Annotated in this window: 13 protein-coding genes; 3 read left to right on the top strand and 10 right to left on the bottom strand. The window is 51.1% G+C overall.

The window, feature by feature from the left end; translation table 11 throughout:
* Positions 1-2: 2 nt before the first annotated feature.
* Both EZV61_RS00500 and EZV61_RS00495 read right to left on the bottom strand, forming a co-directional pair.
* The gene (locus EZV61_RS00500) at positions 3-614 is read right to left on the bottom strand and encodes a TetR/AcrR family transcriptional regulator (RefSeq protein WP_131413977.1); all 612 of its coding nucleotides are present in this window, start codon (positions 612-614) and stop codon (positions 3-5) included.
* On the bottom strand, positions 604-2,094 hold the full coding sequence (locus EZV61_RS00495; protein WP_131413976.1) for a coniferyl aldehyde dehydrogenase: 1,491 nt from the start codon (positions 2,092-2,094) through the stop codon (positions 604-606). Before EZV61_RS00495 ends, EZV61_RS00500 begins: the two co-directional genes overlap by 11 nt.
* Before the next feature lie 215 nt (positions 2,095-2,309).
* On the opposite strand from EZV61_RS00495, the gene EZV61_RS00490 reads away from it, so the two are divergent.
* Entirely contained in the window at positions 2,310-2,990 is a 681-nt protein-coding gene (locus EZV61_RS00490) for a sulfotransferase family 2 domain-containing protein (protein ID WP_131413975.1), read from the top strand.
* On the opposite strand, the gene EZV61_RS00485 is transcribed toward EZV61_RS00490, so the two are convergent.
* Both EZV61_RS00485 and rpmE read right to left on the bottom strand, forming a co-directional pair.
* Entirely contained in the window at positions 2,981-3,784 is an 804-nt protein-coding gene (locus EZV61_RS00485) for a thermonuclease family protein (RefSeq protein ID WP_131413974.1), read from the bottom strand. The two genes, EZV61_RS00490 and EZV61_RS00485, sit on opposite strands and share 10 nt — an antisense overlap.
* A 96-nt stretch (positions 3,785-3,880) precedes the next feature.
* Positions 3,881-4,096 (bottom strand): 50S ribosomal protein L31, encoded by a 216-nt coding sequence (gene rpmE, locus EZV61_RS00480; RefSeq protein WP_114339631.1) that lies wholly within the window; start codon positions 4,094-4,096, stop codon positions 3,881-3,883.
* Positions 4,097-4,330: 234 nt separating this feature from the next.
* Here rpmE and priA point away from each other — a divergent pair, with 234 nt between their 5' ends.
* Complete coding sequence (priA, locus tag EZV61_RS00475) at positions 4,331-6,568, top strand: primosomal protein N' (RefSeq protein ID WP_131413973.1); 2,238 nt, start codon at positions 4,331-4,333, stop codon at positions 6,566-6,568.
* Between the two features lie 3 nt (positions 6,569-6,571).
* Here priA and EZV61_RS00470 read toward each other — a convergent pair whose 3' ends face one another.
* The 6 genes from EZV61_RS00470 to EZV61_RS00445 all read right to left on the bottom strand — a co-directional run bounded on the left by EZV61_RS00470 (position 6,572) and on the right by EZV61_RS00445 (position 14,378).
* Complete coding sequence (locus EZV61_RS00470; protein ID WP_131413972.1) at positions 6,572-7,798, bottom strand: ankyrin repeat domain-containing protein; 1,227 nt, start codon at positions 7,796-7,798, stop codon at positions 6,572-6,574.
* A gap of 127 nt (positions 7,799-7,925) precedes the next feature.
* A complete protein-coding gene (locus EZV61_RS00465; protein WP_131413971.1) occupies positions 7,926-8,621 on the bottom strand; it encodes a ChrR family anti-sigma-E factor in 696 nt (231 codons plus the stop codon).
* A complete protein-coding gene (locus EZV61_RS00460; protein ID WP_114339635.1) occupies positions 8,608-9,261 on the bottom strand; it encodes a sigma-70 family RNA polymerase sigma factor in 654 nt (217 codons plus the stop codon). Before EZV61_RS00460 ends, EZV61_RS00465 begins: the two co-directional genes overlap by 14 nt.
* 69 nt (positions 9,262-9,330) lie before the next feature.
* On the bottom strand, positions 9,331-12,093 hold the full coding sequence (locus EZV61_RS00455) for a DUF4397 domain-containing protein (RefSeq protein WP_165569490.1): 2,763 nt from the start codon (positions 12,091-12,093) through the stop codon (positions 9,331-9,333).
* A 142-nt stretch (positions 12,094-12,235) separates the two neighbouring features.
* Positions 12,236-12,826, bottom strand: a complete 591-nt coding sequence (locus EZV61_RS00450) for an LON peptidase substrate-binding domain-containing protein (RefSeq protein WP_114339637.1) — start codon at positions 12,824-12,826, stop codon at positions 12,236-12,238.
* 130 nt (positions 12,827-12,956) lie between these two features.
* Positions 12,957-14,378, bottom strand: a complete 1,422-nt coding sequence (locus tag EZV61_RS00445) for an exonuclease domain-containing protein (protein WP_165569489.1) — start codon at positions 14,376-14,378, stop codon at positions 12,957-12,959.
* Positions 14,379-14,533: 155 nt separating this feature from the next.
* On the opposite strand from EZV61_RS00445, the gene argS reads away from it, so the two are divergent.
* A complete protein-coding gene (gene argS, locus EZV61_RS00440) occupies positions 14,534-16,288 on the top strand; it encodes an arginine--tRNA ligase (RefSeq protein ID WP_130566126.1) in 1,755 nt (584 codons plus the stop codon).
* Positions 16,289-16,290: the final 2 nt, after the last annotated feature.

Here is a 16,290-nt window from a genome sequence, read left to right as displayed (position 1 = left end):
AACTATGCATGCAGCGCGTCCCAAAGCAAGCCAAATGACTGATCACATTCGATTTCTGTGGGCATACGCCGCTGCGCAATATAATAAAATGCGGTCTGCAGCAGTAATCCATGACAGGTTTCATACAGCAGCTCCACTGGTAAACACTTAAACACGGCTTGCTGCTGACCAACCCGCAACAAGCCATTGATAAAGCCAAACACTTGGGTCTGCGCCGTTTGCTGTGTCTGGTTGTTGATATATGGAGAGTGATTGTATTGCGCAAAAAAACGCACTTTTTCCGGCATGCTGACACACCAGCACAAAGAGTGCTGCCAAAACTGCTTGGCAACAGTGCGAAGTTGCTGTGACGAAGGCTGTCCAGACAAGGAGAGAGACTGCGCCGCGATACCCTCTGCTAACTCTGCTTTAACAGCGAGATAGAGGGCATTAATTAACGCCTCCTTGGAGGCGAAATGATGAAACAGCGTACCGGTCGCTACGCCAGCTTGCTTGGCTATAGCTGCCGTCGAGGTGCCATGAAACCCCTGTTCTGTAAACAGTGTTAGCGCCGCATCTAAAATACGCTGGCGCTTATGGATCGATCTCAGAGCAGGTTTCAGATTAGCGCACAAAAATCTTCACCAACAGCTTTTGCAGCCAACGACCATAGGGGGGATGAACCAGCAGTGACGATGCAAATAGTCCCTGCTTCAACACCGTTTTCGCTTTCGAGAAAGTGAGAAATCCTTCATGGCCATGATAGTGCCCCATACCCGAGGGGCCAATACCACCAAACGGCGCATCGTCCGCAGCGACATGGAAAATCGTATCGTTTATGCAAACACCACCGGAATGAGTTTCTGTTTCTATCCGCTGCTGCAAAGCTTTGTCGAAAGAGAGCAGATACAAGGCCAATGGCCGCGGCCGTTTAGCAATATATTCCAGTGCCTCATCAATATCGGTATATGGGATAACCGGAAGCAGAGGGCCAAAAATCTCCTGCTGCATCAGCGTCATCTCATCACTGACATTAAGGAGCAGCTGGGTGGCCATGCGGCGTTGGTTATCGTCACCGCGACCACCACAAGGGATCACCTGCGCGCCTTTCTCCTCCGCATCCGCTAACCAAGCTTGTAGCCGCTGAGACTGCCGCGAGTTAATCACACAGCTGTAATCGTCACCCCCCTCTCCGTTCGGGTACATCTGCTGAAAGCGGCGCACAAACTGTTCACAGAATTCGCTCAACTTATCGGCCGGACACAATACATAATCGGGCGACACGCAGATCTGACCAGCATTAAGCGTCTTACCATAGATCATCCGCGCTACAGCGGTATCGATCGCCATATCAGGGGCGATAATCACCGGCGACTTACCACCCAACTCAAGGGTGACAGGGGTTAAGTTATCCGCTGCCGCACGCATCACATGATGTCCGACAGCGGTCGAACCGGTAAACAGCAGATGATCAAAAGGCAGCGCTGAAAACGCCTGGGCAACATCCGCCTCTCCCTCGACGATAGCCACTTCATCTTCACAAAATTGTTGTGCCAATAAACGTTTCAGCAAAGCATTGGTATGAGGGGTAAATTCTGACATTTTAATCATGGCGCGGTTGCCCGCCGCCAATGCCGATGCCAATGGCCCGATAGATAACATCAACGGAAAGTTCCACGGCACCACAATGCCAACCACACCTAACGGCTGATACACCACTTTTACCTGGGCCGGCACCAGTAATAGGCCGGCACGACGGCGCTGTGGTTTCATCCAACGCTTAAGATGACGGATCTGATATTTCACCATCTGCACCGACGGCAAAATATCACCAAACATAGAATCATCTTTGGCGCGATGCCCAAAGTCAGCACTCAACGCCTGCGCCAACGCTTGCTGATTATCAACCAGCAGACGTTTCAACCCGGACAATTGAGTTAAACGAGTCTCGGCCGAAGGAAATGGGCAAGCAGAAAAAGCTGCACGTTGATGTTCAAGCCGCTGTTTCAACGTCGGCTCTGCACCGTCCGGTGCCTGCGCGCATTCAGTATTGACCATCGCAGCAGGATCACGGACCTCAACATCCTCCGCAATGGGTTGGCTACTCTCCAGCATGGCGCTACTCCAAACTATCTCTAGGCATAAAAGGTGGCAGTACAAACAAAAACCGACTAATCAGTCGGTTTGAGCATAGTTGCTATCCTCCATCCACACAAACCCAACCTGTAGTAACTAAAAGTGATAACAAAATAGTAAATATTCTAAGTCAACCCAGAGCCTCGTCAGCGGCTGTTCTAGGCTTTATCAGATAACCTTGGCAGGGACGACTCATGATTATTTCACACCGACACAAGTTCATTTTTCTAAAAACCAACAAGACGGCGGGAACCAGCATCGAGCTGGCTCTCAGGCAACATTGTGGTGGTGAAGACGTGATTACCCGAGTCACCCCAACGGACGAATCAAAAAGCCAGCAGCTCGGGGGCTGTGGGGCGCAACACTATTTAGTACCGTTGAAACATTACAGCAAAGGTGACTGGATCAACCTGTTAAAAGGTAAGCCGCGACGCTTCTACAATCATATTCGTGCGGCAGAGGTGAGAGAGCTAGTTGGCGCAGAGATATGGGATAACTACTACAAATTTTGCTTCGAGCGTAATCCTTGGGACAAAGTCGTCTCGCTCTATTTTTGGCGCTGTCGCCAAGAACCCAGACCTAGCTTGGAAAAATTTGTCGAAGAGGAAGCGTCCAAAGCGATCAATTTGCGCGGCTGGCAGGTTTACACCATCAATAACCAAATCGCTGTCGATAAAGTATATCGCTTTGAACAGATGGATCAGGCGATGAAGGAGCTAGCAGAACGTTTTGCTCTACCTTCGCTATGCCTACCTAATGCCAAAAGCTCTTTCCGCGAGAGCAAAAATTATCGAGAGTTATTCTCCGAGCCTTTACGTCAGCGGGTCGGTGAACTGTTCAGCAAACAGGTGTCATTGTTTGACTATCAGTTTTGACGCGGTGGCAGATTGCTGATCAGCGCCAGCTGCCAAGGATGCTCCAAACGCATGCGCAGCCTGTCATAAGCATCGTAAACCCGGCCGGTGATGCGAACAGTCTCTAATAGTTGAGTACGTAGGTTAAACTCAGAAAAGAGTTCAAGATGCTGTTTATCCAGCTCGACATAGATCCGGTTATCTAACACCAGATGTAAAGATTTCGGCGAGTCTTCAATCCGCGTGATCTTTCCTACCACATCCACTTGGCGCCGCGACTCAGGTTGCACTGAAACTGCACTGCGAGGCTGATTTTCTGCCAGCGCCCATAAGCCGACTCGAGCGGCACGAGCCTGCCGTTCATGGAGTTGATAGCAAAACCAGCCGTAATAATTTGGCGGTATCCAGTATTGCCGCGCGAGTCCAGCTTTCAACAAAGCTTCGGATACATTCTGCCGCTGCTGATTAACAACCACCGCCAAGGTACGCCCATATTTATCCTTAACTCTCACATCATGGCGCAAAGAGACACTGCTCCCCTCAGGCAACAGGCTTTTTAATAGATCGGTGGCGGGCAGCGCTAACGCTTCAGATTTTTCAGGGTAGAGGTGTTCCACTTCTGGCGCGTCGATCCCCAGCAGCCGTATCTTTCTACCATCATGCAGGGTAAAGGTATCACCATCATTCACATACTTGACCACACCACTGTCATTGTATTCCGGCGGGATGCACTCAACGGCAAAACCCACACTCGCCACAGGCAAAAGTGCGATCAACAGGGAGCGGACAAATTTGACGATAAATGTATTGGGCATAGATAACTAACGGCTAGGATTTACAACAGTATGCACTGGATAAAACAAAGGCGCCATTGCGGCGCCTTGGTAAAATTCTTTTCGCTTAAGCGAAGCTTACTTCTTGCTGCTAAGTGCACCAAAACGCTTCTTGAAGCGATCAACACGACCACCTGAAGCAGCTTCTTTCTGCTTACCAGTGTAGAAAGGGTGACAAGCTGAACATACGTCCAGGTGCAGATCCTTACCAACTGTTGAACGGATAGTCAGTACGTTGCCGCAAGAACAAGTCGCAGTCACTTCTGCGTAATCAGGATGGATACCATCTTTCATGGGATAACCTCATTGGGCCGTGTCGCCATCCGGTCACCCCTTGTGCCGGACACCACACGTATTGTGGATAAATTTGGGTCGCGAATGTTACCGGATCAGGGTCTGATCGATCAAGCGTTATTGGTAATAAATTGACCAACTTTATAAATACCGAACCAACTAACCCGTCAGCGGCTTGTGATCTGCAGATGCCATCGGTATGTTGCTGCAGAGAGTTATCAACTGTTGTGCCGAATGTCTTCAACCAATTTCACACCCCGTTATCTTAAAGTGGCTCTATCTGTGCCAATGCGCAGACTGTTTGACTACCGATTACCGGAAGGCGAATCGGCCACTGACTGGCCTGCAGGTATTCGCGTCAAAGTACCGTTTGGCAAGTCCCATCGCATCGGTTTGCTGGTTGAACATGCCAGCAGCACAGAATGGCAGCCAGAACAGGTCAAGCCTGCGCAACAGCGACTAGATGATCAACCACTGCTTCCAGAATCGCTATGGCAACTGAGCTTGTGGAGCGCAAAATACTACCAACACGCCTTAGGCGATGCTCTGCTCAGCACCTTACCCACTAAACTGCGCGAAGGCGGCGCGCTGTCGGCGGGTAACATTCGTCAATGGCGCTTAACCGCTGCCGGACAACAAACCACCCCTGCCTGCTTATCCAGAGCCAAAGCACAACAGCACCTGTTATCCCTATTTCAGCAGGAGCAGGCACTGACGGACAACGCCATCGCTGAACAAGCCGGCAGCCGTAGTGCGCTATTGGCGATGGAGAAGAAAGCGCTGATTGAAGCGTTCAGCATTGCCAGCGGCGATGCCAAGTGGGGAGAAAAGCTCCAGATCAGTAGTGACACGCCTGTGCTGAACAAAGAGCAGGCCGCCGCTGTGGCAGCCATCAGAGGATCACAACAGCAGTTCCAACCCTTTCTCTTAGAGGGCGTCACCGGCAGTGGCAAAACCGAAGTTTATCTACAAGCGATGGCACCCGTGCTAGAAGCGGGCAAGCAGGTGTTGATGCTGGTTCCCGAAATCGGCCTGACACCACAGACCCTCAGCCGCTTTCAAAAACGTTTTAATTGCCCCATCGCCATGCTTCACTCTGGCCTCAACGACACCGAACGCCTGGATGCCTGGCTACAGGCCCGCGACAACCGGGCAGGGATCGTCATCGGTACCCGTTCAGCCATTTTCACCCCTTGCCATCAATTAGGGATGATCATCGTCGATGAAGAGCATGATATGAGCCTGAAGCAGCAAGAGGGCTATCGCTATCATGCACGGGATCTGGCGGTAGCCAGATCGCAGAAAGAGCAACTTCCGCTGTTGCTAGGATCTGCAACACCATCACTGGAAACATTACAGAATGCACTGCATGGTCGTTACCAGCACCTGCAGTTACGCAGTCGCGCGGGCAACGCCCAAGCGGTGAAACATCAGTTACTCGACATCAAAGGCCGACCATTAGATCAAGGTTTTAGTCCTGAACTATTAGGGCTGATTAAACAACACCTGCACAACGACGGACAGGTGTTAGTGTTTCTCAACCGCCGAGGTTATGCACCGTCGCTGATATGTCACGAATGTGGTTATCTAGAAGAGTGTCGTCGTTGTGATGCTTACTACACCTTGCATCAACGTACGGGCCTGCTGCAGTGTCATCACTGTGGCAGCCAAAAGCCAGTACCCCACCAATGCCCGGAATGCGGCTCCACCCGCCTGCTTGGCCGGGGTGTCGGCACTGAGCAGTTAGAACAGGCGCTACAACGCCACTTCCCTGAGCATCCCTGTATCCGTATCGACCGCGACAGCACCCGACGGAAAGGCGCACTGGATGCGTTTCTTGGTCAGATAAAGCGCGGCGAAGCAAAACTATTACTCGGCACCCAGATGTTAGCCAAAGGGCATCACTTTCCGGAGGTGACACTGGTGGTCATTATGGATGTGGATGGGGCCTTATTTAGTGCCGATTTTCGTGCACCAGAGCGTCTGGGGCAGTTGATCACCCAGGTGGCAGGACGTGCAGGACGCGCTGGCAAGCAAGGTACTTTAGTAATGCAAACCCATCACCCCGAGCATATTCTGTTACAGGATCTGCTGCAGAATGGTTATGGTCACTTTGCTCGTACCGCACTGAGTGAACGAAAACAGGCGCAACTGCCACCATTTCGCCATTTGGCGCTGTTTCGGGCGGAAAGCCATCGCTCAGAAGATGCTGAAGCATTTTTAATGCAACTCTCAGCATTGTTGCAACAGAAGCTCATAGAATCGGCCATCGAACTCGGTGCTGTGCTCGGCCCGATGCCGGCACCGATGGAGCGAAAAGCAGGGCGGTTTCGTTGGCAACTGCTACTGGAGTCTGCCGAACGTAAAACTCTGCACCAGTGGCTGCACGGGATCCTAGTTCAGGCCGAAAAACTACCGATCAGTCGCAAGATCCGCTGGTCATTAGATATTGACCCACAAGATCTTAGCTAAGTACTACAGCACACTCTGGATAAGCAGGTGTGCCGTATCGGTGCTGGTATAATGGCGGATGGCCTGCTGATATTCAGCCGCACCCATCTCTTCCTGAGTCAGTTTTGCACCGTGAGTGATGAGTGTTTTCGCAACCTCCTCTTTAACCCCAAGCTGTAGCGCCTGTGCCAACACACTGTCACCGGCTTGATTAACCAAGTTCAAGTCAGCGCCGTTGCGGATTAAGATCGCCAACGACGCGGCACTGGGATTATGTTCTAACAGATACATTACGGGAGTTGCACCATAAGCATCGCGGTGATTAATCGCACAGTGACTGGCCAATAGATTCAACAGTGGTCGAGATTGGCTACCGATAGCATGAAACAGGGCAGTTTGCCGCTGATTGTCAATCACATCAGGTGAAGCTCCGCTGCGCAGCAAAATACCAACTAAGCTAACATCGTCCGCCTCTGTGGCGTACATCAATACCGTATAGCCATAACGATCTTTACGATCTAAAGAGACGCCATGTAGGCGTAATCGCTGCAGATCCCACTCAAACAGGCGGCCCTCATGATAAGCATGAAAAATCGCATCATCACCATAATAGTGGTCAACACGCTGACTGATTAGCGTCAATATACAGCTCCAGACCAGTAGCGATAACACAATGAAACTGCCGGTACGAAACGGTTGCCACCAGCGCCGTTGTATTTTCCATATGCGAGTGCCCATCGGTTGCGCAAGGTTTAGCCGCAGCGTCACCAGTGATAACATGACAGCTAAGGCCACTAGCATTAATGTCGGCCAAAACAGTGGCACAATCACCTGATAACCAGCCAAAACAGAAACAATGATTGCCAACACAGGATTTAACGCCGCATGCCACCAGGCTCTGGGTTTGCTGGAGTTAACCAAAGTGCCGCCGAGGTATTGCTGCAGTAGCGCAAACAGCTGCTCGTGTTGTTCCTGGGTGAAGGTTTCCAAACGCGTTTGCTTGAGGTGATTGCGGCTGCCATGGGATATCTCGATGCCCAGATCTCCCTCGCGCTCTTTTAACTGCGCAATTTGTCGATAGCGCACCATACACGCACTATCGCCCAACCAGCGGAAAGCATCGGAAGAGGAGTAGAGTCGGTCAGGTTTGGAGCTGTTCTCAGGTTGAGCGCCATACACCAGCTCATTGGCAAAAAACAGACAGATCAAGCGACCGCTTGATCCTGATATTTCTATTTGTTGGCACGTCATCCCTACGTTTCGCCCCTAGGGCATCCCTTTTACATCCTTCAGAGGCAGGTATATTAGCATGAAATATAGCCAGGGCGAAAAATGCCCTGGCTAGTTGGTCCTTGTCGTAGAGAGGCCTCGGAACAAACTACTGCATAAAACGTGCAAACGGGTTCAGGAGGCGACTTAAACCGGAAGTAAAATGCAATGGTGCTTCAACCACCGCAAAACAGAGACAATCTTCGCCCATAGCGGTGCGTGGCGTGTGCTTATGTTGACCATCACAACGAATAAAATCGCCCGCTTGATAATGCCCCTCTTCATCGCTAAACGAACCATCCAACACCAGTGTCCACTCCACACCCTTGTGGGTATGCTCAGGTATCTGACCATCGGCATCAATATGGATAAAGCTGGCACTGACATTCTCTTCCAGCGCCAATGACGAGCGCGATAATTTACCCATCTGTCGCCAACGTCCGGCCTGTGCGCTAAACCGTTGCAACGCCCGTGGCAAGTAAAACTCTTTGTCACCTAACAGCAATGGTGTCGGCGCGCTTTCCCAATTGGTCTCGATAGCAGCGGGTTCAGCACGGGTTATCTGGTCAAACATAGCGGCAAATTCAGGCATGGACGTCAAATCTTGCTCAGCGACGGTCTCGTCGCTGACCTCTTTGAATTGCCATTGCTGCGCCAGTTCAGCTTCTGCCACATCAAGGGCACGCTGACAGTGAGGGCACATATCCACATGAGCGGAGACAGCCAAGGAGAGTGCTGGCGACAGATCGCCATCAGCAAATTGCTGCAACAACTGACTTGTTGGATGGTGATTAATTGGTTTCATTTGTCATGCACTCCCGTAACTTCTGTACTGCTAACCGCAGTCTTGACTTCACTGTGCCGAGGGGTATTTCTAACTCTTCGGCCACTTGCTGCTGCGGCTTGTCTTCAAGATATACCTTGCGCACCACCTCCATTTGGGTCTCGCTAAGTACATCATAAAATTTATCTATCTGTTTCTGCATCAGCAGGTGTTCAGGCAATAACCTATCGTCATCGGGCTCACGATCCGATAACACAGGCCAAAGATCTTCTGCACACACTTCATCGCCACGACTGCCTTTTTTACGCATCATGTCATAACTCAAATTTCGCGCTATGGTAAATATCCAGGTGCTAGGTGCACCTTTTTCTGGATGATACAGGTGGGCTTTTTGCCATACATTGAGCAGGGTTTCCTGTACCAGCTCCATCGCTTGCGCTTCCTGGCCAAACTGCTTCATACCAAAGGCTTTCAAGCGTGGTGCGAAATAGGCGAATAAGCTGGCATAAGCACGCTTATCACGGTCGGTTGCCACACTAACTAACACCGGCCGCCAATCTGTTTTCTCTACCGCTTGTTTATTCAACGAGCCACTTCCAGCTTTAGCTACATAAGTGCTGTTAGTATAACGGCTGTTTTCACTGGGTCTAAGCGCGCTCATCTTAACTCCTATTTGTGACAGTTAAGCCAGTCATCAGAACCGGCTCAACTGCCACTGATAACGCTTTATCTATTCGGGAACAGCGATGCCATCGACATCAATCACGGTAAACCCGCTCATTCCGTCATCTATTGCTACTACCGTATATACGCCACCAAGGTCAGCTTGGATCATTACTGGGCCAATTGCCGCAGTTAACGTGTCTGCAACCGCGACAAACACATAACCACCAGTGTCCGCATTAACGCTCAGACTGGCTGTTTCCATGTAATCAAGATCTTCCACTAACAATGCATCACCGGCATCTAACGTCGCATCCGCACTGAGGTAGATATCTACCAGGGGTGCCGCGGTCGCCGCATGGGCAAAGCGGATCATCGCTTCAGTCGCGATACTGCGTGGCATATCAACCAGCGGCCACAATGCCAACGGATTCTCGTCAGAGCCATCACCGATTGCCAGTACCGAATAGCTATAACTGGCCATCAGGTCTACGTCAGCGGTTATCACTGGCATACTGTTGTCCGCGGCATCGCTCGCCGTCACATCGAGGGTATGCATGCCAGCAGCTAATGGTACGTAACCTGTGGTTGCCTGAAAGGCGAAATCATCCACCGCCAGCGCATCATCCACATACACATCCACCAGCGGTGCTGCTGCAACGGTATGGATCACATTGACATCCGCACCTGTGTCTTTGTCATACACAATCGCCGCATCATTGCCCTCTTCATCGACGGTGCCATCCAACACTTCCAGTGCAACTAGTTTATTGCCAGCATCGGTGTTCTGAATTGCCGTGATAAACAGATCACTACCACCGGCCAACGCCAAGGTTCCGGAGTCGTAGACCACCGTCAGATCATCTGCTGGGGTAATACGAATTTGGTAATCACCGGTTGGCACTGTCACTGGCGACATGGTGTACTCAGCAAAAGCCAAGGTAGTCAGTACCGTGTCAGCCGATAACGTGGCGTCAGGGGCGGTGACATGGATATCGACTTGCGGTGCATTGGGCGCGCCGTGCAGGATCTGCACCCGCACCTTATCGGCCGCTAAAGCACGGGTAGGTGAAGCAACAATACTTGGCGCAAACGCCGTCGCTGTTTCCATACCCAGCTCAGCGGCATAACCGATAGCAGACACGTTGTAGGTGTAACCAGCCATCAGATCCAGCGAGGTTTCAGGCAATACCGTGGCGAGAAAATCGCCATCGGCATCTAGCGCGTCAATTTGCACGGTATGAGCACCGGCAGGCAGTTCAATCAAACCAGAAGCGACTTTGTAATCAACCCCTTCCAGCGCGACGGCACCATCCACTAATACATTGACGGCTGGCGCATCCGGTGACACGTGGGATACGCGAACTAACGGATCGCCGGGGGCGATCATCAGGTCATCAAGACCAATCAAACCCACATCGATCCCTTCGATAGCCACACCGGTTTCGTTCATCGGATCAGTCACGGCGGCGGCGGTGTAAACCTTGCCCGCCATCAGATCCAGCGCCAAAGGTCCTAATGCAATGGTGTCCATGTCACCGGTAGGGGTCACCATCAGGTAATACATGCCCGGTACCACTGAGATATTGCCAGAGTCACCCAAGTAAGGGATGTCTGCCAGAACCGTGTCATCAGCATCAATCATATCGTCGGCACTGAGATAGATATCGACATTACCGGCTTCTGGGCTGATATGCAGGACACGCAGTTTCGACTCAGTCGCTACGGCTCGATCATCAATCACGATGGGCCAAAGCGCCGGATTCACATCTCCAGGGCCTTGCGGTATAGCAAAGACGTTATAACGGGAGCCGCCTGCCAGCATCACATCTTCGGCAGAGATCGCCACATCCATGGTGCCGGTTAATGCAACATCAAAATCATAACTGGCGGCAGGCAGTTCAAGATAGCCTTCCATCGGTGTGGTGCTAGGGAACATCAGGTTATAAAGCGGGCTACCCATCTCAGGTGCGGTACCGTTAACCCAAACATCAACCCCACCGACATTATTGATCGCATGGGTAATCCGGACTTCTGCCGCCAAATTGGCATCGGCAACCACGCCAGCATCATTGCCGTTTTCATCCGCAGTGCCATCCATCACCAGTAAATTGACGGGAGCAGCACCGGCACCGGTGTTCGAAGTGGCAGTGATAAACAGGTCACCTCCAGCAGACAGATCTAACGGGCCGGAGTCGTAAGCGACGACACTGGCGTCATCAGGGTCGGTAAGACGCACGCGATAAACTGCAGGCGCCACCATCACCGGATCCATAGTGAAGTCACCGTAATCGAGCTCAGTCAGTTCGGTCGCATCGGACAATTCATCATCAGGTCCAGTCACATGCACACCCACCAGGCCAACATCCGGCGCACCATGCAGCACTTGCAAACGCAGCATGGTTTCATCGTAGATGCCGTCTCTGGGCACAATCACTGGTTGGAAGGTGGTGCTATCAAGCGCTGTCGGATCTAGCAGACCCGCCGCGTAACCCACTGCGACTATGTTGTATTGCAGCAACGCGTCAACGCTGACATCACCTTGAAATACATCGACATTGCCGCCAGGGACAATTGCTTCAACACGAATGTCGTAAGTGCCTTCTGGTAAAGCTAAGAATGCGGAAGCCTGCTGGTAGCTGACATCTGCCAACACCTGAGCATCATCCACATATACGTTTACGTTAGGGGCGTCTGGAGAGGCATGTACGACTCGAACAAATGCTTCTCCATCTGGAACAATAATTTCTTCGTCATCATCGTCATCACTACAGCCGGAAATCAATGCTGACGAAATAAGTAGGGCTAATACAGATTTAGTAAGTTTCATTATATTTTTCTCCATCCTCACGCCGAGGTGAGAATGGTTACGGCGGCAAATTAAAATAAGATCAAAAAATATGCAGTTTACGAAGCGTTTTAACTCGTTGATGTGAAGGGTTTAATGGCGCCAAGCCAGACAGATTAAAGGGTTAAGCAGTTTTTAGTTGCACCGTATCGGTGAGAAACTTTAACGCTGACTGACAGTCACTCTGTTCCACTAATAACAATTTATCTTCTGCGGATAACGGCAATAGTTCCAGCCAGCGCTGGCAGATCCAACTGGCATCGTTAGCCATTGGTTGAGGATAGAGTTCCGCCAAATGATCATAGCGTCGATAAAGCTCACACAGGCCATCAAAGAGATGTTGGGAGGCGTTCGGCAGTTCGCAAGGGCGCCAATTAGGCAAGCAGGTGACCTCACCACGTTTTAAACCGTCATCTTCCATAAACACCCGCTCCAAACGAAAGCGTTCAACCCCCTCCACTGTGATCCCCAGCAGCCCATCAGCAGTTTGTTCAAAATCAACCACCTGCACCCGAGTACCGATCGGCAACATATTCACTAGGCTATTTGCGCTGCGTTTCTTCAACATGCAGACACCAAAACCAACATCACTTTGGCATGCCTCTTTTACCAGCCGAATGTAACGGGACTCAAATATTCGCAACTGCATCTTTCCGCCAGGCAACACATGCGCACTGAGGGGAAAGAGCGGGAGAGTGTCTTTAACGACAGTCATAACGCCTCATCTGGATGCCGTTGATTAGGCATCATCTACCACTATTACTTGTTGCTTATACGGTAGGAAACAGCGATCTGATCGGCATACGCAAAGAATGTTTTAATCTAACGCGTCTCGGTAAGCAGTCCTATCCGTCACGGGAGCGGACAAATTCATCTAGCGGTTGCACGGTAAGCCGCTTACCGCCGCCCAACAGATAACTGCTAAGTAACTTATATCGATCCAGTTCAAATTCAGTACTGCCAGCATCCAAGCACGCCTGCAGATCAGTGGGTTGCAACGCTTCTGCCGAATCACAGCTTTGCAATAACACCCAATGATCAATCAGATGAAAGCTACGCAGATCACTGAAGCTGTCTTCCTCAATCAGCACCATCGGCTGCTGCCACGGCCATTGAGTCAGTTTCATGCTGTTTAATGCCAAGCCCAGGCGCAGGTTCCACAACTCGGCGGACTCTTGGCCGCAACAGGGGCCTTGGCACTCGCCCAGTTGATAGCCAAAACAGGCACCGTCTCCAGCTTCTAGCTGCAGCAGCCGCAAACAGAGACGATGGGATGTGGCAAGTCCGGTCAGCGCTTTATTCGCCTGATTTTTACTGCGAAATGTGCCGAAGTAGTCAGCTAAGCAGAGTGGGTCTATCTGCTCGGTGAAGACGATCCTGTGGTAACCACGTTCATCACTCTGTAATTGCAGACTGACCACTTTTTTAACCGGCTTTAGCTGTCGATTAAAAAAGGGGCGATGTTGTTTTATTTCGTGCAGCTCCTGCAGTAGCGCCGTTAACTCGCCCGCCGTTTGTGTCCATTCGATATGCCGCACCCGATCTGTCATCTGGTGCCCTTTACTGGTGCTGTGATGGCCGCTGAAATGGCTACTCACCCGCTGGTAGAGATTAACGCTCTTACCAACGTAGATAAGTGCCCCGTCATCATCAAAAAAGCGATAGACACCCGGGGCGGCAGGCAGTTGGTCAAACAGATCCGGCGCTAACCCCGGTGGTAGGCTTGGTCTTTGGGTAAGAATAGTCACCTGCTGCGCCACTTTGTCGCAGCCAAGTTCGCTCTGCGCATGACGATAAAAAGCCAACATGGCATCGACATCGCCCATCGCCCGATGGCGAGTCACCTGCGGCAACTGATGGCGCTGGATAATAATATCCAGATTGTGCTTGTTGTGTTGTGGATAGAGGGCTCGGGACAATTTAACCGTACACAGTGCAGTAGCTTGCCAAGGCCGCTTTAAGCGGCGAAATTCATTTTTCAGAAAGCCATAATCAAATCTGGAATTGTGGGCAACAAACAGCGCGTCATCAGTCAGCTCCGCGACTTTATCTGCTACGGTGGCAAACAGCGGTGCATCCCGCAGCATTTGGTCACTAATGCCGGTATAGCGAACGATAAACGGGGACAATGGCTGCTCAGGATCGACCAGGCTAGACCAGCGCTCAACCTCCTGACCATCTTCCGTCACCACAATGGCCACTTCGATAATCCGATCACGGGTGGCAACACCGCCAGTAGTTTCCAAATCAACAAACGCCATGCGCATTGAATTTATTTCCCCGTAGTGCCGCAATATCATGGTTTTTTGCAAAGATAATCGACATTATACGTCGAGAAGATCAGATGCGGTTTGTCTGTCACCCATACAAACCATTACAATGCCCTCTTTGCTCGCTACCAGTCTCAGTCAACAGGTCCAGAATGAAAGCCCATATCGAACAGTTGCTATCGCAAACCGTTGAAATCCTTAAGTCTGAACAGGTCATCCCTGCAGAGGTCACTCCCAGGATCCAGGTTGACCGTGCCCGCGATAAAAGCCACGGCGATCTGGCAACCAACTTAGCAATGATGCTGGCAAAGCCTGCCAAGATGAATCCTCGGCAATTAGCAGAACAAATAATTGCCAAGCTGCCCGCCTCTGAGCGGGTTGCCAAAGTGGAGATCGCCGGCCCGGGCTTTATCAATTTCTTCCTCGATAGTGGTTTCCTTGGCAAGCAGATCACTGAAATTGTTGCTGACCCGCGGGCGAACGTCGCCACAGTCGACTCACCACAGACAATTGTGGTGGATTACTCTGCCCCCAATGTCGCGAAAGAGATGCATGTCGGCCATATCCGCTCGACCATTATTGGTGACGCGTTGGTGCGGACATTGGAGTTTCTCGGACACAAAGTGATCCGCGCCAACCATATTGGCGACTGGGGCACCCAGTTCGGCATGTTAATCACCCACCTGGAATCATTGCAGAGCGAGCAGCCCGACGCCGTCAACTCGGAACTCAGTGATCTGGAGAAGTTCTACCGTGAGTCCAAGCAGCGTTATGACGCTGATGAAGTGTTTGCCGAAAAAGCCCGTAATTACGTGGTAAAACTGCAAAGCGGTGACGCTTGGTGCCGTGAGATGTGGCAGAAACTGGTGGACATCACCCTCGAGCAAAACCAAAAAAATTACGACCGTTTGAATGTCTCACTCAACAGCAGCCACACCATGGGCGAAAGCCTGTATAACCCGATGCTGAAAGAGATCGTTGATGATCTCAAAGCCAAAGGGCTGGCGGTTGAGGATGACGGTGCCGTCGTGGTGTTCCTCGACGAGTATAAGAACAAAGATGGTGACCCGATGGGGGTGATCATTCAAAAGCGCGATGGCGGCTACCTTTACACCACCACAGATATCGCTTGCGCCAAGTATCGTCATGAACAGTTACATGCTGATCGCGTGCTCTACTTCATCGATTCGCGACAAGCAATGCATCTGCAGCAAGCTTGGACTATCGTCCGCAAAGCCGGCTATATCCCCGCCGAGATGAGTCTGGAGCACCACGCTTTCGGCATGATGCTGGGCAAAGATGGTAAGCCATTTAAAACCCGCTCAGGTGGCACTGTTAAGCTTTCTGATCTTCTGGACGAAGCACAGCAACGCGCTATCGATCTGGTACGCAGTAAAAACCCGGACTTGGCCGCAGATGAACTGGCAAGTATTGCCGACGCAGTGGGTATTGGCGCGGTGAAATATGCTGATCTGTCAAAGAATCGTACCACTGATTACATCTTTGATTGGGACAACATGCTGGCGTTTGAAGGCAATACTGCGCCTTATCTGCAGTACGCATATACGCGTATTCAGTCAATTTTCCGGAAAGCTGGAGTCGACCCGACACAGCTCAGCGGTGAAGTCTCTCTAGTGCAAGCTGCGGAAGAGAACCTGGCGCAAAAGCTGGTGCAGTTTAATGACATCATTCAAAGCGTCGCGACAAAAGGCACACCACATCTGTTATGCGGCTACCTGTTCGAACTGGCAGGCAACTTCATGACGTTCTACGAAGCTTGTCCGGTAAACAAAGATGATGTCGCTGCCGACGTGAAACAAAGTCGCTTACAATTGTGCGCTGCCACAGCCAAAACACTTAAGTTAGGCTTAGACACGCTGGGAATTAAGACACTGGAGAAGATGTAAAC

Source organism: Corallincola luteus (assembly GCF_004336975.1).
GTDB lineage: Bacteria > Pseudomonadota > Gammaproteobacteria > Enterobacterales > Neiellaceae > Corallincola > Corallincola holothuriorum.
Note: the sequence above shows the minus strand (reverse complement) of the source record. Positions and strands in the feature narration are given on the sequence as shown.

Excerpts from the sequence above, each read along its gene's own strand:
- EZV61_RS00495 (WP_131413976.1), bottom strand. The coding sequence starts at position 2,094 with ATGCTGGAGAGTAGCCAACCCATTGCGGAGGATGTTGAGGTCCGTGAT.
- EZV61_RS00490 (WP_131413975.1), top strand. The coding sequence starts at position 2,310 with ATGATTATTTCACACCGACACAAGTTCATTTTTCTAAAAACCAACAAG.
- EZV61_RS00485 (WP_131413974.1), bottom strand. The coding sequence starts at position 3,784 with ATGCCCAATACATTTATCGTCAAATTTGTCCGCTCCCTGTTGATCGCA.
- rpmE (WP_114339631.1), bottom strand. The coding sequence starts at position 4,096 with ATGAAAGATGGTATCCATCCTGATTACGCAGAAGTGACTGCGACTTGT.
- priA (WP_131413973.1), top strand. The coding sequence starts at position 4,331 with ATGTCTTCAACCAATTTCACACCCCGTTATCTTAAAGTGGCTCTATCT.
- EZV61_RS00470 (WP_131413972.1), bottom strand. The coding sequence starts at position 7,798 with ATGACGTGCCAACAAATAGAAATATCAGGATCAAGCGGTCGCTTGATC.
- EZV61_RS00465 (WP_131413971.1), bottom strand. The coding sequence starts at position 8,621 with ATGAAACCAATTAATCACCATCCAACAAGTCAGTTGTTGCAGCAATTT.
- EZV61_RS00460 (WP_114339635.1), bottom strand. The coding sequence starts at position 9,261 with ATGAGCGCGCTTAGACCCAGTGAAAACAGCCGTTATACTAACAGCACT.
- EZV61_RS00455 (WP_165569490.1), bottom strand. The coding sequence starts at position 12,093 with ATGAAACTTACTAAATCTGTATTAGCCCTACTTATTTCGTCAGCATTG.
- EZV61_RS00450 (WP_114339637.1), bottom strand. The coding sequence starts at position 12,826 with ATGACTGTCGTTAAAGACACTCTCCCGCTCTTTCCCCTCAGTGCGCAT.
- EZV61_RS00445 (WP_165569489.1), bottom strand. The coding sequence starts at position 14,378 with ATGCGCATGGCGTTTGTTGATTTGGAAACTACTGGCGGTGTTGCCACC.
- argS (WP_130566126.1), top strand. The coding sequence starts at position 14,534 with ATGAAAGCCCATATCGAACAGTTGCTATCGCAAACCGTTGAAATCCTT.